We start from the raw sequence: 18,416 nt of genomic DNA, 5'->3' as shown, positions 1-18,416 counted from the left end.
TCCCCGATCAGCCCCGCCCCGTCAGACCCGCCGCGTCGACGCCCGCTCCACCAGCGGCATCGGCACCAGCACCCGCTCTCCCGGAGCGCCGCTGAGCAGCAGCTCGACCGCCCGGCGGCCCATCTCCTCGTGCGGCAGCGCCACGGTCGTCAGCCCGGGGCGGAGGTAGGCGGCCAGCTCGTCGTCGTCGAACGACACCACGGCGACGTCGCCGGGGATCGAGAGTCCCGCCTCCGCGACCGCCTGGTAGGCGCCGAACGCCATCCGGTCGTTGAGGCAGAGCAGGAGGCGGATGTCATCGCGCCGCGCCAGCAGGTCGGCGACCGCGCGGTGGCCGTGCTCGGGCTCCCAGTCGGGGATCGACTCCTCGGCGACGAACGCGAGCCCCTTCTCGGCCATGGCGTCGCGGATGCCGGCGACGCGCTCGGCCACCGTCGCCGAGCGGAAGCGGTCGCGCTCGACCTCGTCGTTCTGCCCGATCAGCGCGATCCCGTCGCGGTAGCCGTGCGCGTGCAGCAGCTCCACCGCGGCGCGCCCGCCCGCGTACTCGTCGGGCAGGATCGACGCGGGGTGCTGCGAGTTCGTCGCGTTGAGCATCACCACGGAGGTGGAGGCGGGCAGCTCCGGCACGTAGAACTCGCGGGAGCGCATCGAGGCGAAGATGATGCCGTCGACCTGGCGGTCGAGCACCGCGTCGACGGCCTCGGCCTCGCGCGCCGGATCGCCGCCGGTCTCGAGGAGCAGGACGACGTGCCGGGCCGCCTCGGCCGCCGTGAGCGCGCCCTTGATCAGGCCGCCGGCGAAGCGCGTGGTCGCGATCTGGTCCGAGATGAAGCCGATCGTGCGGGTCTTGTCGGTGCGGAGCCCACGGGCGGCGACGTTGGGCCGGTAGTGCAGCGCCTCGGCGGCGGCGAACACCCGCTCGTGGGCGTCCTTCGACAGTCCGGTCTCGGGCTTCCCGTTGAGGATCATCGACGCGGCCGAGATCGACAGCCCGGCCTCGCGGGCCACGTCGGCGAGCGTCACGCGCTTCTTCGCCATGCCCGCCGCCTCCCGCCGTCGCCCTTGACAAGTCTTCCGTGTGCACAGACTATATCCACACCTGAAACCTTTTAGTCCCCCGCTCAAAGGTTTCAGGCGGCCGTCCGGAGCCGCGGCTCGAGCCCCTCCGGGCGGCCGGGCACCAGCAGCACCTGCACCCACGACGAAGGAGTCACCGCATGTCTTTCCCCACCCCCGGCACGCCGATCGGCCGCAGGACCGTCCTGGTCGGCGCCGGCTCGGTCGCGGCCCTGTTCACCCTCGCCGCCTGCGCGCCCGGAGGCTCGAGCGCTCCGGCAGCGAGCTCCTCGGTCGACGTGAGCACTGAGCTCACCAGCGACACCGTCGAGCTCGTCATCGCCGACGAGACCGGCTTCCCCGTCACCGACAAGCTGACGGAGGAGTTCACGAAGCAGTTCCCGAACGTCACATTCACCATCAACCGCGACACCTTCGCGAACCTCACCGCCAACTCGCCGAAGCTGCTCGCGAGCGACACCCCGCCGGACCTCATCCGCCTGCCCACCATCGGCGACACCGTCAAGGACGGCCTCCTCGCCGACCTCGACCCGTGGTTCGACGCCTACGGCTGGGACGCCTGGTCGGCCTCGCAGCTCGCCCCGCTCCGCGTCGACTCCGACGGCGTCCGCGGGAAGGGCTCGCTCTACCAGCTGGGCCTGGGCTACAGCGTCACCGGCATCTACATGAACCTCGAGCTCGCGAAGCAGCTCGGGATCGACGCCCCGCCGACCACGCTCGCCGAGTTCGAGGAGGACCTCGCGAAGGCGAAGGCCGGCGGCGTCCTGCCGATCATGGCCGGCGACAAGGACGGGGTGGTCAACTTCGTCGTGCAGGCGGCGATGAACCAGTACGCCGACAAGCAGGAGATGGCCGACTGGATCTTCACGGTCCCCGGCGCCACCTACGAGACCGACGGCAACGTGAAGGGCGCGGAGCTCGTCCGCACCTGGGCCGACGCGGGCTACTTCCCCTCGGACATCAACGCGATCGACTACTCCTCCTTCGTCAGCCGCTTCCAGGGCGGCGAGGGCCTGTTCGCCTTCAACGGCAACTGGGCGGCCGCCGACACGCAGACCAAGATGGGCGACGGCGTCGACTTCTTCCTGGTGCCCCCGGCCGAGGAGGGCGGGAACCACGTGGCCATGGGCGCCGCCAACTCGTTCTCGGTCGCCGCGAAGTCGTCGCACCTCAACGAGATCGTCTTCTTCCTCAACTGGATCCACACGAACGAGGCCGCGCGCCAGATCGTCGTCGACGTGACCGGTGCCGCTCCCGGCGGCGACCCGGCCCAGGCGCTCCCCGAGGTCGAGTCGGGCTCGCTGCTCGAGCAGGCGCTCGCCATGTCGGCGCAGATCGGCGCGGAGGACGGCCAGGTCGACTTCATGTCGAACGCGACCGCGGGCATCTACGCGGGCGCGATCATCCCGGAGTCGCAGCTGCTGGTGACCAGCCAGATCTCCGGCCAGGACTTCGTCACGGCCGTGCAGGAGTTCTACGCGAAGGAACTCGCCGGATGACCGCGGCCGGCCCTCTCGTCTCGAGCGCCGTCGACCGCGGGGGCCGGAGCGGGGCGCCGCGCCGCAGGAGCACTGCGGCGCGGCGGGCGACCCTCGTCGGCTGGCTCTTCGTCGTGCCGGCCCTGCTCGTCTACATCGCGTTCGTCATCTATCCGCTGATCACCGGGGTGCAGTACTCGTTCTACAAGTGGAACGGCGTCGGCCCCTCCGAGTGGGTGGGCTTCTCGAACTACCTCCGCGTGTTCACCGATCCGGACCTGCTCGGCTCGATCGGCAACGCCTTCGTGCTGATCCTCTACTTCACGGTGATCCCGGTCTCGGCGGGCCTGGTCCTCGCGAGCCTGCTGCGCTCGATGCGCCCCGGCGTCTTCTCGAGCGTGTCGCAGACGATCCTGTTCCTGCCGCAGATCATCCCGCTCGCCGCGGCCGGCATCGCCTGGTCGTGGATGTACTCGCAGACCGGAGCGGTCAACCAGATCCTGCAGGCCGTCGGGCTCGGCTCGCTCGCGCGGCCGTGGCTGGGCGACTTCCAGACCGCCCTCCCCGCCGTCGGATTGATCGGCTCGTGGGTGCTCACCGGGCTCTGCACGGTCCTCTTCCTCACCGGCATCGGCAAGATCGACGTCTCGCTCTACGAGGCCATCCGTCTCGACGGCGGCACGTGGCTGCGGGAGTTCTTCACCATCTCGGTCCCGGGCCTGCGCCAGGAGATCTCGGTGCTCACCACGATCACCGTGATCGCGGCGCTGAGCAGCTTCGACATCATCTACACGACCACGCTCGGCGGCCCCGGCCGCTCGACTCTGGTGCCCGGCATCTCGATCTACCGGATCGGCTTCACGCAGAGCGACGTGGGTCTCGCCTCCGCCTTCGGGATCGTGCTGATGGTGCTCGTGCTCGCCTGCGTCCTCCCCCTCCAGCGCCTCTCGAGAGTGAGCGACCGATGATCGTCACCAAGTCCGAGGTCGTCATCGGCCGCGTCGTCCTGATCGTCGTGCTCGTGCTGACCGTCATCCCGCTGGTCAACATGCTCTCGGCGGCGCTGCAGCCGGCGGACGTGAATCCGACCGGCCTCACCTGGCCGACGGACCCGCAGTGGGGCAACTTCGCCCAGGCCTTCGAGACCGGGCACGTCCTGCAGCTCATGGGGTCGAGCGCCCTGATCGTGCTCGGAGTCGTCCCGATCAGCCTGCTCTTCGCGACCCTCGCCGGCTACGCGCTCGGCAACCTGCGCATCCGCGGCGGCGGGTTCGTCTTCGTGTTCCTCATCCTCGGGCTCACGATCCCGTTCGAGTCGCTGATCATCCCGCTGTACTACGAGATCCAGTCGCTGGGCCTGCTGAACACGCAGTGGGCGATCATCCTGCCGCTGATCGGGCTCTACATGCCCTTCAGCGTCGTGTGGATGCGCGCGCACTTCGTCCGGATCCCGTCCGAGCTCTCGGAGGCGGCGCGCGTGGACGGCGCGACGACCTGGCAGGAGTTCCGGCGGATCCAGCTGCCGCTCGCGCGCCCGGCCCTGTCGGCGCTCGCGATCCTGCTGTTCCTCTGGACCTGGAACCAGTTCCTCCTGCCGGTGGTGCTCGTCTCCGATCCGCTGGACCGCACCGTCGCCGGAGCGCTCACCTTCTTCCAGGGGCAGTACAGCAACAGCATCCCGCTGCTCAACGCGGGCGCGCTGCTGATCATCGTGCCGACGATCCTGGTCTTCGTGATCTTCCAGCGGCAGTTCATCACCGCTCTGCTGCAGGGCGCGGTGAAGGGGTGACCGCGGTGCACGGAGTCGTGGAGCCCGGGTTCGAGGGGGTCCGCGATGCCTTCGCCGAGGCCGTCCGGCCCGGCTCGGGAGCGGCGGTCGCGGTGCGGCTGCACGGCCGGCCGGTCGTCGACCTCTGGGCGGGAGAGGCGGGGGCGGAGGAGCCGTGGCGGGAGGACACCCTCAGCGTCGTCTTCTCGTGCACGAAGGGCCTCGTCTCCCTCCTCGCCGCACGTCTCGTGCAGGAGGGGCTGCTCGACTACGACGCCCGGGTGGCCGACTACTGGCCCGAGTTCGCCGCGGCGGGCAAGGCCGACGTGCGCGTGCAGGACCTGCTCGCCCACCGGGCCGGGCTCTCGGCCCCCCGCCTCCCGCTCACGACCGCCGACCTCGCCGACTGGGACCTCGTCGCCGGGCGCCTCGCCGAGCAGGAGCCCCTGTGGGAGCCGGGCACGGGGTACGCGTACCACCCGATCACGCACGGCTGGCTGATCGGCGAGGTGATCCGCCGGGTGACCGGGCGGAGCGTCGGCGCCGCGTTCCAGGAGCGGATCGCCGGACCGGTCGGCGCGGAGGCGTGGATCGGGCTGCCCGCCTCCGAGCAGGGCCGCGTCGCGACGATGCTCGTCGGCCCCACCCTCGCCGAGCTCACGGCGGCGCAGGCCGCGGCGCGCACCCCCGGAGTCGTCGACTGGGGCGAGCGGGCGATGACCCTCGGCGGTGCGCTGCCCGTCGAGCTCGTCGGACCGGGCACGGGCTTCAACGATCCCGTGCTGCAGGCCGCCGAGATCCCCGGGGCGGGCGGCATCGGCTCGGCCCGGGCGCTCGCCGCGATCTGGTCGGCGGCGTTCACCGAGACGGACGGCGTGCGGCTGCTCGAGGACGCGACGATCGAGCGGGCCACCGCTCCGCTCAGCAGCGGCCCGCCGGTGTGGCCGGTGCCGGGCCCGTGGCCGGCCTGGGGCTGCGGCTTCCAGCTCGGCACGGACGCGCGCCGGTACCTCACGCCGAGCGGCTTCGGGCACGACGGCGCGGGCGGACAGGTCGCCTTCGCCGACCCGGACGCGGGAGTCGGCTTCGCGTTCCTCACCAACCGGATGGAGGGGGTCGGCGACGTGCGCGCGACCCGCGTCGTCGAGGCGCTCGCGACCGCGCTGCGACTGACCCCTCCGCGCGGACTCTGACCCCTCCGCCCCACCCCCGTCAAGGGGTGGGGCGCCCGGTCGGCGCCGTCCTAGCGTCGGGGGACGGGCCGACCGGAGGGGCGGTCCGGGATCCAGGGGAGGGCGAGATGCAGAAGCTGTACTACGCGAGCGGATTCGTGCTGCTGGGCGACGAGGTGTGCTCGGCGGTCGTCGAGTACGCGCAGGCGCTGGCGAACGTGGGGAAGTCGGACCTGGTCGTGGTGCCGTCGCTCTCGGACGAGGGGCTGCGAGGCGAGACCCGTCTCCTGGTCGGACCGGCCAGCCAGCTCTTCACCAGCCCGGCGCTCGACCGCGGCGTCGACCTCGACGATCCGGAGGCGGTGGAGTCGATGCGCGAGAAGACCCGACGGCTCCAGCCCGCGCGGCCGACCGTGCAGCCGCGCGGCGAGGGCGACGACAGCGAGGACGACGGCGGGACCGACTACCTCTGACGCCTCAGGTGTCCAGCGTGGTGCTGGGGCGCTCGCCGAAGCGGTGGGCGTACGAGGCCGAGAACCGGCCGAGGTGCGCGAAGCCCCAGCGCCGTGCGACCTCGCTGACGCTGACGACTCCGGACTCGCCCGCCCGCAGCTCCTTCTGCACGCCGTCCAGCCGGATCCGCCGCAGGTAGTCGACCGCGGTGAAGCCGAACTCGCGCCGGAACTCGGTCTGCAGCGTCCGCAGGCCGATGCCCGCCGCGTCGGCGATCTGCTCGGTCCGGAGCGGCTCGTGGGCGTGCTCGTACATGTACTCGATCGCCTGGCGGAGGCGCCCCGAGCGGGGTACTCCGAGGTCGCCGGGAGTGTCCAGCGTCGAGTGCGGGAAGGTCTCGAGCAGGGCGACGGCGACCGCGCGGTCGGCCTCGCGGCGCAGCAGCGGCGAGCTGTCGGCGTCGTAGATCACCCGGGCGACCGTCGCGACGGTCGCCGACCAGCGCCGCAGCGCCGCGCCCTCGGGCCGTGAGGTCGTGTCGAAGAGGAGGGGGCCGCGGGTGCCCTCGACCTCCTCCGCGATGCCCTCGAGGTACGCGCCGTCGAAGTGGATGAGGTTCTGGCGGTAGTCGTGGAACTCGAACCGGCTGGGGCGGTCGTTGACGAAGATCGCCGGCTGCCCGAATCCGAGGGTCACCGCGTCGCCGTCGAGATCGGTGACGCCCGCGCCGGCGGTCAGCCACGAGACGACGTACTCGCCCTCGGTCTGGATCGAGCCCTGCACGGAGCCGGCGAACTGGCTGCCGCGGAGCGTCACATCGCCGTCGCCGACGGAGGTGTAGCGGTACGAGAAGTCCTCGCCGGGCTCGACGACGAAGCGGTGCCCGTTGTACGACTGCTCGAAGAGGGCCCGCGCCTGCTCGATGTCACGCCCGCCGATGTCGGAGCGCATGACCTCGTCCTTCTCGTTCATCCCGATCAGGGTCGCACGAGGAGCGCTCCTCACCGCGTGCCCCGAACGGGGAATTCGTTAAGCGGATAAACCAGTCGCGGGTCCGGCGGCGCGGGTCATGGCCTGGACGGTCGCCGCCTGGAACTGCGTGAGCAGCACCACGGTGTGCCGCGCTCCGGCTTCCACGGCGAGCGAGAAGGTGGCGCCGGCCGGAGTGGCCCGCCAGGAGCGGATGTCGCGGGTGCCGACGCGGGTCGAGTCGCCGGTGCCGGCGCTCCGCAGCACCAGGGAGTCGGGCAGCACGCAGAGCGCGCCCGTCACACCGTCGACAGTGGAGGAGCACTCGAAGCCCGCGTCGTCGTGCACCGCACCGGCGAGCTCGACGAAGTCGGTGACCTCCATCGGCTCGTCGTCGTCGCGCCTGGACACGGCGCGCTCAGGCAGCGTGCGTGAGCCCGGAGGACTCGGGCTGCTGCGCCGGCTCGGTGACGATCCGCAGGCCCCGGCCGCTGTTGGCCTCCTCCATCAGTGCGCGCACCCAGGTGGCGTTGATCGCCGGCATGCGGCTTCCGTGGAACGAGAACTGGAGAGGGATGGTCGGGTGCAGCCAGAGCGTCTGGCGTCCGGTGCCGTGCGCGCTCGAGGCGTCGAGCTGGAAGGCGAACGCCTCGTCGCGGCGGAACTTGTTGATCATGACGATCTGGAGGTGCGCGAGCGCGCGGTCGTCGATCTCGTGCGAGGTGGGGGGAGTGCCGTAGAGGAGAGCGCCCATGGTGCGTGCCGCCGTTCTGTGCTGTGTCGCGGGTGCCGGCCGCGACGGTGGGGTGCCCCGGCGAGTGCCGCCGGGAGGGGGAGTGCGAGATGGTGGGGGTGTTCGTGGGGAGCAGGACCCGGGGTGTGCTGTGCCGCCGAGTCGAGTGTCCGGAGTGTCGATCCGGGGGTGCCGGGCTCCGGGATGTCGAGACCGGATGCCGTCGCGCCGAGCCGTCGATCCCCGCTGACGCCTGCTCTGCAGGCCCGTGGAGTCGGGCGGTCGGGCCGTCCCTCCGGCTGTTCTCCGAAAGTACGCCCCTCGTTCGGAGGGCACGTGCCGCTATCCGGAATGCGAAGCAGTGGCCCCGGCCGCCGGGCGTACTCCCAGCCGGGTGACTCCGGGGCTCAGTTGCGGGTGCCTCCGAAGGGCGGGGCGGCTGCGTCGAGACACCGTGCTCGTGCGCGAGACACCGCCTCAACGGCGGTGTGTCGGGCGGGCCGGCGGTGTCTCGGCGTGCGCGGGAGGGTGCGCTCCTCCGCGAGTCGTCGCGCCGCCGCTCCGGCGGGGGTGCCGACGCTCAGAAGGCGTAGCGGACGCGGCAGTAGGGGAGGCGCTCGGCGAGGAGGGCGCGGAAGCGGTCGAGGGCGGCGCGCTTGAGGTCGCGTCGGTAGCGGATGTTGACGGCGCCGTTCTCGGAGACCTTCTGCTCCTGGCGTCCCGGCTGCCAGAGCAGCGACTCCGCCTTCGGGTGCCAGCCGAGGTTCACCTCGTGCAGGCCCTCGTTGTGCGTGAGGAGGATCACCTCGGCCGCGAGCTGCGCCTTCGCCCGCGGGTGGAGGGCGGCGTCGAGCTGGTCGAAGAGCTCGGTCCAGTCCTGCTGCCAGGTCTCGGTGAGGATCACGGGCGAGAAGTTGACGTGCACCTCGTAGCCGGCGTCGACGAAGTCGTTGATCGCCGCGATCCGCTCGGCCATCGGCGAGGTGCGGATGTCGGTGACCTTCGCCGTCTCGGCGGGCATCAGCGAGAACCGGATGCGCGTGCGCCCGAGCGGGTCCCACTCGAGGAGCTCGCGGTTGACGTACTTGGTCGCGAAGGACGCCTTGGCGGTGGGCGACATCCGGAACAGCTCGCAGAGGTCGCGGACGTTCTCGCTCAGCAGCGCGTCGACGGAGCAGTCGCTGTTCTCGCCGATGTCGTAGACCCAGGCCTCCGGGTCGCACTGGTTCGCCTCGGCCTTGGGGCCCTGCTTGGCGATGTGACGGGCGAGGTGGCGCTGGATCTGCTCGATGTTCGTGAAGAGCGTGATCGGGTTGCTGTAGCCCTTCCTCCGTGGCACGTAGCAGTAGACGCACGCCATGGCGCAGCCGTTGGCGGTGGAGGGGGCGATGAAGTCGGCCGAGCGGCCGTTCGGGCGCGTGACGAGCGACTTCTTCACCCCGAGCACGAGCGCCTCCGTCTTGATGCGCACCCAGCGCGCGACGTTCGCCTCGTCGCCGTGCACCTCCGGGATCAGCCAGTGCGACTCGACGGGCACGATCTCGGCGCCCGGCCACCGCGCCACGACCTCCTGCCCGCGGGGCAGCTCGAGCGCGGCCGGCTCGGCGTAGATCCGCCGGATGTCGAGCAGGCGCCGCTCGCGGACCGGCGCGGACGCGGGGCTCGGAGCGGTGTCGGACATGAGTCCGTTCTACCGGCGACCACCGACATCCGCGGGGACGGGGCCGTCGCCCGGCGCGCAGGTCCTCCGCCCGCCTGCAGGCACCGTTCCGCCGCTCCCTCAGGATGGAGGCATGCCCTCCTCCGCCGACCGCTTCCGCCGCGCCGCCGTCGAGCTCGCGCAGACCTCCGAGCGGCAGGTCGAGTGGGCGCTCGCCGTCGCGGAGGATGCGCGCCTCCTCGCCCTGATCGACGAGCTGCCCGCGCAGCACCGGCAGCCGTCCCTGCTCTTCTCGGTCGCGCGGCTGCTCGGCGTGCCCGACGTCGACGGCGCCGGATTCGCCGCGTGGCTCCGGAGCGAATGGGCGCGGGTGGCACCGATCGCCGCCGAGCGGAGGACGCAGACCAACGAGGCGCTGCGGTGCGCGCCCCTGGTCGCAGCGCTGGAGCGGATCACGGAACCCGGTGAGCCGGTGGCGCTCGTCGAGATCGGCGCCTCCGCAGGGCTCTGCCTGGCGCCGGAGCGGTACTCCTACGCCTTCACGGCGAGCGACGGCGAGACGAGGTTCGGGTCGGGCGCGCCTCTGCTGCGGTGCGCGGTGAGCGGAGGCGCGGCGCCGGGGCGGCTGCCGGTCGTCGCATGGCGCCGGGGGCTCGACCTGGCGCCGCTCGACGCACGCTCGCCCGAGGACGTCGCCTGGCTGGAGGCACTGCTCCCGCCCGACCGTCCGGAGCGGACCGCGCGGCTCCGCTCGGCCGTGGAGGCTCTGCAGGACGACCCGCCGACGATCGTCGCGGGCGATGCGGCCGCCGAGCTGCCCGCCCTGCTCGACGCGGTGCCGCCGGGTCTGCGGACGGTGGTCGTCTCGCTCGGGACCCTGGTCTATCTTCCGTGGGCCGCGCGCGAGAGTGTCCTGGCGACGGTCGCCGATCGCGGCGCGAGCCTGGTGACGCTCGAGGCGGAGGCGCTGCTCCCGCACCTCGTCGCCGCGCGCGGGGACCGCACGGCTCCCGAGCCGACCCGGTTCCTGCTCGCCGCCGACGGCGTCCCGCTCGCGAGCGCGGCCGCCCACGGCGGCACCCTCTCCTGGCTGGCCTGAGGCTCGCTCCAGCGCCGTGCGGGGTGGCTGGAGCCCGGCGAGGTGCCCGGTGCGCGGTGCCCGGTGCCCGCTCCGCCCCGATCCTCCGCCCACTGTTCAGAAGTCGTCGCACTCGGCGTCGACTGCGACGACTCCTGGACTCTCGCGGAGGAGCGAGCGTCGAAGCCCGAAGCCCGAAGCCCGAAGCCCGAAGCCCGAAGCTCGAAGCCCGAAGCCCGAAGCCCGAAGCCCGAAGCCCGAAGCCCGAAGCCCGAAGCCCAACGCGCAACGCGCAACGCGCAACGCGCAGCGCTCTGAGCTCAGGCGCTCGGCCTGATCCTCCGCCCACTGTTCAAGAGTTGTCGCTCTCAGCGTCGAGTGCGACAACTCCCGGACAGTCGCGAAGGAGAGGGCGTCGAAGTGCAGAGCTGAGAGCTCAGAGCTCGGAGTCCCGGCGCTCGACCCGCGCCCACTGTTCAAGAGTTGTCGCACTCGGCGTCGAGTGCGACAACTCCTGGACTCTCGCGGAGGGGAGGACGGCCGAGCGCAGGATTCAGAGCTCAGAGCTCAGAGCTCAGAGCTCAGAGCTCAGAGCTCAGAGCCAGAGCCAGAGCGCCCAGCGCCCAGCGCCCTACAGCCCGTCGACGACGAGCTGCGTCGCGCGCGGGACGTACGAGGTGTTCGTCGTCGGGTCCCAGCCCACGAGCGCGACCGCGTCGCCGCCGACGCGCGCGGTGATGCCCACGAGCGAGAACGGCTTTCCGCCCACGGCTCCGGACACCTTCCAGCCGAGCGTCTCGTCGGCGCCGGTCAGCGTCTGCTCGGCGCGCTCGACGGTCGTCTCGACCGGCACGCCCTGCATCGCGAAGAGCGTCGAGCCGGAGGCGCAGCGCGTGGTCGCGTCGGTGGCGCTCGCGAGGAGCGAGGCGGCCGCGTCGGCGGTGCCGGTGCTCGACACGACGGCGGTCATGGAGCGGTCGGCGCTGGTGCCGTACGAAAGTCCGGCGGCGGGCTGCGCGGTGTCCCAGCCCAGGCCGAACGGCGAGAGGCAGCTCGCGTCGGTCGCGGTGAGGCCGGGGTAGATCGAGTCGAGCATCTCCTGGATGCTCGCGTACTCGCCGGGCACGAACTGCACCCCGGTCAGCACGGCGGCCACCTGCTCGCCGGTCTTCTGAGCGGTGTCGGCGGCAGGGGCGGCGGCCGTCGCGGTGGCGGACGGGGCGGCCGACGACGAGGGGAGCGTCGGGGTGAACGGGCGGAGGGTCGATCCGCTCGTCGCGGTCCCCGCGCAGCCCGAGAGGGCGAGCAGCAGCGCGCCTCCGACCAGAGTCGTACGCAGCAGTGTCTTGGACATCATGTCTCCCCCTTCGCCCGCCGGCGCCGCACCGGGGCGCCTGAGGCTAGCAGAGCCCCGCGTCCCGGAGGCGGCCCGGCGCCGCCCGCAGGACGGAGGCGGCCCGGTGGCACCCGCAGACCGGAGGCGGTCCGGCAGCGCGTGCAGATCGGAGTCGGCCCGGCCCCACCCGCACGACGGAGCCGGGAACCCCGAACCCACGCCTCCGACGGCCGCTCGCGCCTCCGCTCCGCCGCTCAGATCTCGGTGTGCCCGAGCTCGGCTCCCGCGAGCAGGCGGATCTCCGGCTCGGCGATGCCCTCCAGCTCCAGCACCACGACGCGGTTGCGGCCGGCGCGGGTGACCGGCGAGGGGACGATCAGCGTCCGCTGCGGTCCGCGGCGCCAGTAGCGTCCGAGGAGGAAGCCGTTCACCCAGACCAGTCCCTTGCCCCAGTGCAGCGTGTCCACGTACAGGTCGGCCTGCTCGTCGAGGTCGAACGAGCCGGAGGCGAGCTGGGGTCCGGCCGAGAACGCCGGCGCCGCGACGGCCAGGTCGGGGAGGCACTCCAGCGCGAGGGCACGCGCCGCCCAGCCGGTCAGCGGGGCGCCGTCGAGCGTCACGCCTCCGATCAGGCCCTTGTGCTCGCCGATGCGCGTGCCGTAGTTCACCCGGCCCTGGTTCTCGACCAGGATCGCGAGCTCGCCCCGTCCGCTCGGCAGAGTCAGCGCCCGCTCGTGGTGGTCGCGCGCCAGCACGCCCACCGGCACGCCGTCCAGCAGCACCCAGGCGCGGTCGCGCACCTCCTCGCCCACCACGAGGCGGGCCGGAGCGGAGGAGCCGTCGAGCGTCGTCGTGAAGAGCACGAAGCCGTCGTCGTGGCCGAGGTCGTCGAAGCTGGCCATCGCGTCGAGGTGCGCGGCCGGTCCGAACGCCTGGCCGAGGCCGAGCAGCGCCGGGCCGGGGACGAGCGGAGCGGTCAGGGCGGGGGCCGGCGGGCGCACCGCGGGCACCTCCTCCGGCACCGGCGCGTAGCGCGCGAGGACGTCGCGGAACGCCCAGAACTTCGCGGTCGGGTCGCCGCCCTCGTCGAGCGGGGCGTCGTAGTCGTAGCTCGTCGTGATCGCGGCGTAGCGGCCCTTGTCGTTCGCGCCGCTGGTCAGGCCGAAGTTGGTGCCGCCGTGGAACATGTAGATGTTGACCGAGCCGCCGGCCGCGAGCAGCGTGTCGAGCTCCTGGGCGGAGGCGTCGGCGTCCGTCGTGTGGTGCTGGGTGCCCCAGTCGTCGAACCAGCCGCACCAGAACTCCATGCACATCAGCGGGCCGGTGGGCTGGAACTCGCGCAGCGTCGCGAGGCGCTCCGTGGTCCGCGAGCCGAACGAGCCGGTCAGGTGCAGGCCCGGCAGGCTGCCGTCGGCGAGCATCTGCGGAGTGGGCTGGTCGATGGTGGTCAGCGGGACCGTGATGCCGGAGTCGCGGGTCACCCGCACGAGCTCGGCCAGGTACTCCTTGTCGGAGCCGTACGCGCCGTACTCGTTCTCGATCTGCACGAGGACCACGGGCCCGCCGGCATCGATCTGGCGCGGGGCCACGATCGAGTACACGCGGCGCAGGTAGTCGCTGACCGCGGCGAGGTAGTTCGGCTCCGAGCGGCGCACGCCCACCTCGGGGTCGCGGAAGAGCCAGGCCGGGAGGGCGCCGTTGTCCCACTCCGCGCAGATGTAGGGGCCGGGGCGCACGATCGCGTGCATGCCCTCGGCGGCGATCAGGTCGAGGAAGCGGCCCAGGTCGAGCCCGGCGTCCTCGCGCCACTCGCCGCGGCGCGGCTCGTGCGCGTTCCAGGCGACGTAGGTCTCGATGGTGTTCAGGCCCATCAGGCGGGCCTTGCGGATCCGGTCGGCCCAGAGGTCCGGGTGGATGCGGAAGTAGTGCAGCGCCCCCGACAGGATGCGGTGCGGGCGGCCGTCGAGCTCGAAGTCGGCGGTGCCGATGGCGAAGCGGCTCTCGGGAGCGGTGGTCATCTGGATCCCCCTCAGGATCGGTGCCCGGTGTGTCCGAGCGTGAGAACGACGCGGGGCCGACCGGAGCGATCCGGCCGGCCCCGCGTCGAGCAGTGGTGCTACTCCGAGACGGTGAAGCCCTGCGCGTTGCCGTACTGGACGAGCTTGCTCTGCCAATCGGCGAGGCCCTGGTCGAGGCTGGTGCCGTTGGCGTACGCCTGGCCGACGGTGTCGCCGAAGACGCTGTTCGCGTAGACCTGGTAGGGCAGGTACGACCAGCCGGAGCGGACGTCCTTCGAGGCCTGGGTCAGCACCTCGTTGATCTTCTGGCCGCCGAAGTACTCCGACTCCTGACCGGTGAAGTCCGAGCTGTCGAGGTCGGCCGTGGTCGACGGGAATCCGCCGCTCTGCAGGAAGACGTCGACCGAGGCCTGGTCGCTGTTCAGCCAGCGCAGGAACGCGGCGGCCAGCGCCGGGTTCTCGCTCTGCTTGGTGACGGACTGGCCGCCACCGCCGTTCTCGGCGCTGACGGCGGTGCCGTCGTAGGTCGGGATCGGCGCGACGGCCCAGTCGCCGGAGGCGTCGGGGACGCTGGACTCCAGCACGCCGGGCATCCAGGCGCCGGTCACCAGCGAGGCGATGGAGCCGTCGGCGAGGCCCTTGTACCACTCGTCGCCCCAGGCGGGGGTGTCCGAGAGCAGCTTCTTCTCGACGAGCTGGTTCCAGACGCCGGTCCACTTGGCGGTGCCCTCGTCGGCGAGGTCGATCTTCACGTCCGTGCCGTCGGTGGTGAACGGCTCGCCGCCCGCCTGCCAGATCATGCTGGTCGCGAAGCCGGCGTCGCCGGTGTCGGCGGTGATGTACTTCGACGGGTCGGCGGTGTGCAGCTTCTCGGCCGCGGCGACGTACTCGTCCCAGGTGGCGGGGACGGCGATGCCGTACTGGTCGAAGACGGTCTTGTTGTAGAACAGCGCCATGGGGCCCGAGTCCTGCGGGAGGCCGACGAGCTTGCCGTCGATGTTGACGCTGCCCCAGGTGGAGGCGGAGTACTTGTCCTCGAGGTCGCCCATGCCGTACTGCGACAGGTCGAGGAGCGAGTCCGACAGCGCGAACTGCGGCATGGCGTAGTACTCGATCTGGACGACGTCGGGGGCGCCCGAGCCGGCCTTGATCGCGTTCTCGAGCTTGGTGTACTCGTCCTTGTTGGTGCCGGCGTTGACGAGCTCGACGTCGACCTTCGGGTAGGCCTTCTCGAACGCGGCGACCTGCGCCTCGGCGCTGGGGGTCCAGCTCCAGTACGTGATCTTGCCACCGGCCTCGAGGGCGGAGTCGAGGTCGGCGGCGGAGCCGGCGCTCGTGGTCGTGCCGCCACCGGAGGTGGACGAGCAGGCCGCGAGGGAGCCGGCGGCCAGGGCCGCGACGGCCGCGACCGTCAGGGTCCGCCTGAGGGCGGAACGGGCGATCTTCATGGTGGTGTTTCCCTTCACTTCTTCGTGCTGCGGGTGCTGTGGACGGGGCAGGACGCTCCGGCCGGGGGATGGGTAGGGGGAGGGCTCAGCCCTTGACGCTGCCGGCGCTCAGACCGGACTGCCAGAAGCGCTGGAGTCCGAGGAAGGCGACGACGATGGGGATGATCGTGAGGAGCGAGCCCGTGATCACGAGGTTGTAGATCGGCTGCGCGCTGACGCCGGTGGCCTGCGCGTTCCACTGGTTGAGGCCGACGGTGAGCGGGTACCAGGTGGGGTCGCTCAGCATGATCAGCGGGAGGAAGTAGTTGTTCCAGGTCGCGACGACCGAGAACAGCAGCACGGTCACGATGCCGGGGGCGAGGAGGCGGATGGAGATGGTGAAGAAGGTGCGGAACTCGCCCGCCCCGTCCATCCGCGCCGCTTCGAGCAGCTCGGTGGGCACCGACTCCACCGCGTAGACCCACACCAGGTACAGGCCGAACGGGCTGATCAGCGAGGGGATGATGATCGCCCACGGGGTGTTGGTCAGGCCGAGCTGGCTGAACATGAGGAACGTCGGGACGGCGAGGGCCGTGCCGGGGACCGCGATCGCACCGAGCACCACGGCGAAGACCGCCTTGCGGCCCGTGAAGCGGAACTTCGCGAGGCCGTAGCCGGCGAGCGTGGCCAGGAGCGTCGCTCCTCCGGCGCCGACGACGACGTAGAGCAGGGTGTTGCCGAGCCAGCGGAGGAAGATCCCGTCGCGGTAGCTGAGGGTGTCGGCGATGTTCTGGAAGAAGACGAAGTCGCCGTCGAACCAGAGGCCGAAGCTCGAGAGCAGGCCGGCCTGCGTCTTCGTCGCGTTGATGACCAGCCAGGCCAGCGGCACGAGGCTGTAGAGGATGAAGACCGACATCAGCAGGGTGAAGGCGATCGACTTCTTGGGCTGCACCGAGGAGCCGCGGCGGGCGGCCGGGCGCTTCGGGGCGCGGGCGGGCGTCCGGGGAGCGGTCGCGAGGGCCATCAGTTCTCCTTCCGCGCGCCGCGGAGCTGCACGACGTAGGCGATCACCGCGGTGATCACGCCCATGACGATGGCGACCGTGGCCGACGCGTTGTACTGCTGACCGGCGAAGGACAGGTTGTAGGCGTACATGTTCGGGGTGAAGTAGGTGGTGATGATGTTCGGCGCCAGCGTCCGGAGGATGTTCGGCTCGTTGAACAGCTGGAAGCTGCCGATGATCGAGAAGATCGTGGCGATGACGATCGCGCCGCGCAGGGCGGGCAGCTTGATCGAGCGGATGACGCGCATCGGGCCGGCGCCGTCGATCTCGGCCGCCTCGTAGAGCTCGCCGGGGATCGTCTTCAGCGCGGAGTAGAAGATGAGCATGTTGTAGCCCACGAACTCCCACGTGACGATGTTGCCGATCGAGGCGAGGATCCAGTCGCGCGAGAAGGGCTGGACGACGTCGGAGCCGAGCAGGTCGTTGACGTTCGCGGCCAGGCCGAAGTTGTCGCCGTAGATGAAGCCCCACATCAGCACCGCGACGACCGCGGGGACGGCGTAGGGGAGGAAGACCACGATGCGGAAGAAGCCGGTGCCGTGGAGGCGCCCGCTGTCGATCGCGAGGGCCGCGACGAGGGCCAGCACGAGCATCACGGGGACCTGCACGACCAGGAACAGCAGGACGCGGCCGAAGCCCTCCCAGAAGTTCGGGTCGGTGAAGATCGCGGCGTAGTTCGCGAAGCCGACGAAGGAGTTGCCGCCCACCAGCTGCTCGCGGAAGAGGCTGAGGTAGATCGAGTAGACGACCGGGGCGATGAAGACCAGGAGGAAGACGACGAGGAAGGGGGCGACGAACGCCAGGCCCTTCCACTCGCTCTTCGCCCGCGACTTCGGGGCCGCGAGGGGGGACGCCGGAGGGGCGACCTCGCTCAGCGGGACGGGGGGAGACGTCGTCGTCATGGGATTCCGTTCGGGGAGTAGTGCGGGCCCGCCATGTTCACGTCAACATGGCAGAGCGTCACCGTAGCATGTCCACGTCGCCACCCGCGACTGTTCCTGCGTCACGGTTCGGCGCACGATGCACCACGGCTGACGGGCGGCGCGCTATAAAGGGAAGCCCATGTCACTCGAGACCGACCGCCCGTCCCCGTCCACCCGGCCGCGACGCGGCGTCTCGATGGCCGACGTGGCCCGGCGCGCGAACGTCTCGGGCCAGACGGTCTCGCGGGTGTCGAACGGCAAGCAGAACGTCGACGGCGAGACGCGCGAGCGGGTCCTCGAGGCGATGCGGGCCCTCGGCTACCGGCCCAACAGCGCGGCGCGGGCCCTGCGGACGGGCCGCTTCCACAGCATCGGCGTGATCATGTTCACGCTGTCCTCGTTCGGCAACATGCGCACCCTCGACGCCATCGCGATCGCGGCCGCCGACGCGGGCTACTCGATCACCCTCATCCCCGTCTCCCACCCCACCCAGGGCGAGGTGTCGGTCGCGTTCCACCGGCTGAGCGAGGAGGCGGTCGACGGCGTCATCATCATCGTCGAGGCGCACCTGCTCGACGAGGCAGACATCGTCCTCCCGCCGGACCTGCCCGTGGTGGTCGTCGACTCCGCCGGCGGCGAGAAGTACCCGGTGGTCGACACCGACCAGATGTCGGGCGCCCGCCAGGCCGTCGAGCACCTGCTCGGGCTCGGCCACCGCACCGTGCACCACATCGCCGGCCCCGACCGCTCCTACTCCGCCGAGCGCCGCCACGAGGCGTGGGAGTCGACCCTGATCGAGCGCGGCGCCCCGGTGCCGGAGGTGCTGGTCGGCGACTGGTCCACCGACTCCGGCTACCGCCTCGGCAAGCGGCTCGCCGCCGATCCGGAGGTCACCGCGATCTTCGCCGCCAACGACCAGATGGCGCTCGGCGTGCTGCGCGCCCTGCACGAGGCCGGACGCGCCGTGCCCGGCGAGGTGAGCGTCGCGGGCTTCGACGACATGCAGGAGTCGGCGAGCTTCTGGCCGCCTCTCACGACGGTGCGCCAGTTCTTCGGCGACACGGGCCGCCGCTCGGTCGACATCCTCCTGCGCGAGCTCGAGTCGGGCGAGCGCACCGGCGTCTCGCTCGTGCCGACCCGCCTCATCGTCCGCGAGAGCACCGGCCCGGCCCCCGCCGCCTCCTGATGCTTCCGCGGAGCCGGCCCGCGGAAGCATCAGGAGGCGGCGGGGGCCGGGCCGGTGCTCTCGCGGACGATG

The 18,416-nt window shown here is 71.6% G+C and carries 17 protein-coding genes; 7 read left to right on the top strand and 10 right to left on the bottom strand.

Annotation, left to right across the window (positions count from 1 at the left end; translation table 11 throughout):
• Positions 1 to 21 precede the first annotated feature (21 nt).
• Positions 22 to 1,041, bottom strand: coding sequence for a LacI family DNA-binding transcriptional regulator (locus C5C10_RS16555; RefSeq protein ID WP_104239129.1), 1,020 nt, complete (start codon positions 1,039 to 1,041; stop codon positions 22 to 24).
• A 179-nt stretch (positions 1,042 to 1,220) separates the two neighbouring features.
• Between C5C10_RS16555 and C5C10_RS16550 the strand changes: the two genes are divergently transcribed.
• From C5C10_RS16550 to C5C10_RS16530, 5 genes are all read left to right on the top strand, one after another.
• On the top strand, positions 1,221 to 2,579 hold the full coding sequence (locus tag C5C10_RS16550) for an ABC transporter substrate-binding protein (RefSeq protein ID WP_104250416.1): 1,359 nt from the start codon (positions 1,221 to 1,223) through the stop codon (positions 2,577 to 2,579).
• On the top strand, positions 2,576 to 3,526 hold the full coding sequence (locus C5C10_RS16545; protein WP_104329810.1) for a carbohydrate ABC transporter permease: 951 nt from the start codon (positions 2,576 to 2,578) through the stop codon (positions 3,524 to 3,526). The genes C5C10_RS16550 and C5C10_RS16545 overlap by 4 nt, the downstream gene beginning before the upstream one ends.
• A complete protein-coding gene (locus tag C5C10_RS16540) occupies positions 3,523 to 4,347 on the top strand; it encodes a carbohydrate ABC transporter permease (protein ID WP_104239126.1) in 825 nt (274 codons plus the stop codon). The genes C5C10_RS16545 and C5C10_RS16540 overlap by 4 nt, the downstream gene beginning before the upstream one ends.
• The gene (locus C5C10_RS16535) at positions 4,344 to 5,519 is read left to right on the top strand and encodes a serine hydrolase domain-containing protein (protein ID WP_104329809.1); all 1,176 of its coding nucleotides are present in this window, start codon (positions 4,344 to 4,346) and stop codon (positions 5,517 to 5,519) included. The genes C5C10_RS16540 and C5C10_RS16535 overlap by 4 nt, the downstream gene beginning before the upstream one ends.
• Positions 5,520 to 5,626: 107 nt before the next feature.
• Positions 5,627 to 5,971: a hypothetical protein gene (locus C5C10_RS16530; protein WP_104223414.1), complete on the top strand. Its 345-nt coding sequence runs from the start codon at positions 5,627 to 5,629 to the stop codon at positions 5,969 to 5,971.
• Positions 5,972 to 5,975: 4 nt separating this feature from the next.
• On the opposite strand, the gene C5C10_RS16525 is transcribed toward C5C10_RS16530, so the two are convergent.
• The 4 genes from C5C10_RS16525 to C5C10_RS16510 all read right to left on the bottom strand — a co-directional run bounded on the left by C5C10_RS16525 (position 5,976) and on the right by C5C10_RS16510 (position 9,334).
• Positions 5,976 to 6,923 carry an AraC family transcriptional regulator gene (locus C5C10_RS16525; protein WP_104297620.1) on the bottom strand — a complete coding sequence of 316 codons (948 nt, stop codon included), beginning with the start codon at positions 6,921 to 6,923 and terminating at the stop codon, positions 5,976 to 5,978.
• A 57-nt stretch (positions 6,924 to 6,980) separates the two neighbouring features.
• Positions 6,981 to 7,331, bottom strand: a complete 351-nt coding sequence (locus tag C5C10_RS16520) for a hypothetical protein (protein WP_104223412.1) — start codon at positions 7,329 to 7,331, stop codon at positions 6,981 to 6,983.
• 7 nt (positions 7,332 to 7,338) lie between these two features.
• Positions 7,339 to 7,674, bottom strand: coding sequence for an ATP-dependent DNA ligase (locus tag C5C10_RS16515; protein WP_104223411.1), 336 nt, complete (start codon positions 7,672 to 7,674; stop codon positions 7,339 to 7,341).
• Between the two features lie 559 nt (positions 7,675 to 8,233).
• Positions 8,234 to 9,334 carry a spore photoproduct lyase family protein gene (locus C5C10_RS16510; protein ID WP_104329808.1) on the bottom strand — a complete coding sequence of 367 codons (1,101 nt, stop codon included), beginning with the start codon at positions 9,332 to 9,334 and terminating at the stop codon, positions 8,234 to 8,236.
• Positions 9,335 to 9,446: 112 nt separating this feature from the next.
• Here C5C10_RS16510 and C5C10_RS16505 point away from each other — a divergent pair, with 112 nt between their 5' ends.
• On the top strand, positions 9,447 to 10,412 hold the full coding sequence (locus C5C10_RS16505) for a DUF2332 domain-containing protein (protein ID WP_181073500.1): 966 nt from the start codon (positions 9,447 to 9,449) through the stop codon (positions 10,410 to 10,412).
• A gap of 610 nt (positions 10,413 to 11,022) precedes the next feature.
• On the opposite strand, the gene C5C10_RS17960 is transcribed toward C5C10_RS16505, so the two are convergent.
• From C5C10_RS17960 to C5C10_RS16475, 5 genes are all read right to left on the bottom strand, one after another.
• Positions 11,023 to 11,748, bottom strand: a complete 726-nt coding sequence (locus C5C10_RS17960; protein ID WP_104329805.1) for a hypothetical protein — start codon at positions 11,746 to 11,748, stop codon at positions 11,023 to 11,025.
• A 233-nt stretch (positions 11,749 to 11,981) separates the two neighbouring features.
• Positions 11,982 to 13,745 carry a beta-galactosidase family protein gene (locus C5C10_RS16490; RefSeq protein WP_104329804.1) on the bottom strand — a complete coding sequence of 588 codons (1,764 nt, stop codon included), beginning with the start codon at positions 13,743 to 13,745 and terminating at the stop codon, positions 11,982 to 11,984.
• 98 nt (positions 13,746 to 13,843) lie between these two features.
• Positions 13,844 to 15,193, bottom strand: coding sequence for a sugar ABC transporter substrate-binding protein (locus tag C5C10_RS16485; RefSeq protein ID WP_104223423.1), 1,350 nt, complete (start codon positions 15,191 to 15,193; stop codon positions 13,844 to 13,846).
• Positions 15,194 to 15,278: 85 nt separating this feature from the next.
• A complete protein-coding gene (locus C5C10_RS16480) occupies positions 15,279 to 16,088 on the bottom strand; it encodes a carbohydrate ABC transporter permease (protein WP_258062773.1) in 810 nt (269 codons plus the stop codon).
• 107 nt (positions 16,089 to 16,195) lie between these two features.
• Complete coding sequence (locus C5C10_RS16475) at positions 16,196 to 17,137, bottom strand: carbohydrate ABC transporter permease (RefSeq protein ID WP_104223405.1); 942 nt, start codon at positions 17,135 to 17,137, stop codon at positions 16,196 to 16,198.
• 160 nt (positions 17,138 to 17,297) lie between these two features.
• On the opposite strand from C5C10_RS16475, the gene C5C10_RS16470 reads away from it, so the two are divergent.
• Positions 17,298 to 18,344: a LacI family DNA-binding transcriptional regulator gene (locus C5C10_RS16470; protein WP_146076621.1), complete on the top strand. Its 1,047-nt coding sequence runs from the start codon at positions 17,298 to 17,300 to the stop codon at positions 18,342 to 18,344.
• Positions 18,345 to 18,416: the final 72 nt, after the last annotated feature.

Source organism: Rathayibacter sp. AY1A3, assembly GCF_002930975.1.
In the GTDB taxonomy this organism is placed as follows: Bacteria; Actinomycetota; Actinomycetes; order Actinomycetales; family Microbacteriaceae; genus Rathayibacter.
The sequence above is the reverse complement of the archived record's forward strand: the minus strand, read 5'-3'. Positions and strand labels throughout refer to the sequence as shown.

What these genes read in the sequence shown, in the direction of transcription:
- C5C10_RS16555 (WP_104239129.1), bottom strand. Translation starts at nt 1,041, where the DNA reads ATGGCGAAGAAGCGCGTGACGCTCGCCGACGTGGCCCGCGAGGCCGGG.
- C5C10_RS16550 (WP_104250416.1), top strand. Translation starts at nt 1,221, where the DNA reads ATGTCTTTCCCCACCCCCGGCACGCCGATCGGCCGCAGGACCGTCCTG.
- C5C10_RS16545 (WP_104329810.1), top strand. Translation starts at nt 2,576, where the DNA reads ATGACCGCGGCCGGCCCTCTCGTCTCGAGCGCCGTCGACCGCGGGGGC.
- C5C10_RS16540 (WP_104239126.1), top strand. Translation starts at nt 3,523, where the DNA reads ATGATCGTCACCAAGTCCGAGGTCGTCATCGGCCGCGTCGTCCTGATC.
- C5C10_RS16530 (WP_104223414.1), top strand. Translation starts at nt 5,627, where the DNA reads ATGCAGAAGCTGTACTACGCGAGCGGATTCGTGCTGCTGGGCGACGAG.
- C5C10_RS16525 (WP_104297620.1), bottom strand. Translation starts at nt 6,923, where the DNA reads ATGAACGAGAAGGACGAGGTCATGCGCTCCGACATCGGCGGGCGTGAC.
- C5C10_RS16515 (WP_104223411.1), bottom strand. Translation starts at nt 7,674, where the DNA reads ATGGGCGCTCTCCTCTACGGCACTCCCCCCACCTCGCACGAGATCGAC.
- C5C10_RS16510 (WP_104329808.1), bottom strand. Translation starts at nt 9,334, where the DNA reads ATGTCCGACACCGCTCCGAGCCCCGCGTCCGCGCCGGTCCGCGAGCGG.
- C5C10_RS16505 (WP_181073500.1), top strand. Translation starts at nt 9,447, where the DNA reads ATGCCCTCCTCCGCCGACCGCTTCCGCCGCGCCGCCGTCGAGCTCGCG.
- C5C10_RS17960 (WP_104329805.1), bottom strand. Translation starts at nt 11,748, where the DNA reads ATGATGTCCAAGACACTGCTGCGTACGACTCTGGTCGGAGGCGCGCTG.
- C5C10_RS16490 (WP_104329804.1), bottom strand. Translation starts at nt 13,745, where the DNA reads ATGACCACCGCTCCCGAGAGCCGCTTCGCCATCGGCACCGCCGACTTC.
- C5C10_RS16485 (WP_104223423.1), bottom strand. Translation starts at nt 15,193, where the DNA reads ATGAAGATCGCCCGTTCCGCCCTCAGGCGGACCCTGACGGTCGCGGCC.
- C5C10_RS16480 (WP_258062773.1), bottom strand. Translation starts at nt 16,088, where the DNA reads ATGTCGGTCTTCATCCTCTACAGCCTCGTGCCGCTGGCCTGGCTGGTC.
- C5C10_RS16475 (WP_104223405.1), bottom strand. Translation starts at nt 17,137, where the DNA reads ATGACGACGACGTCTCCCCCCGTCCCGCTGAGCGAGGTCGCCCCTCCG.
- C5C10_RS16470 (WP_146076621.1), top strand. Translation starts at nt 17,298, where the DNA reads ATGTCACTCGAGACCGACCGCCCGTCCCCGTCCACCCGGCCGCGACGC.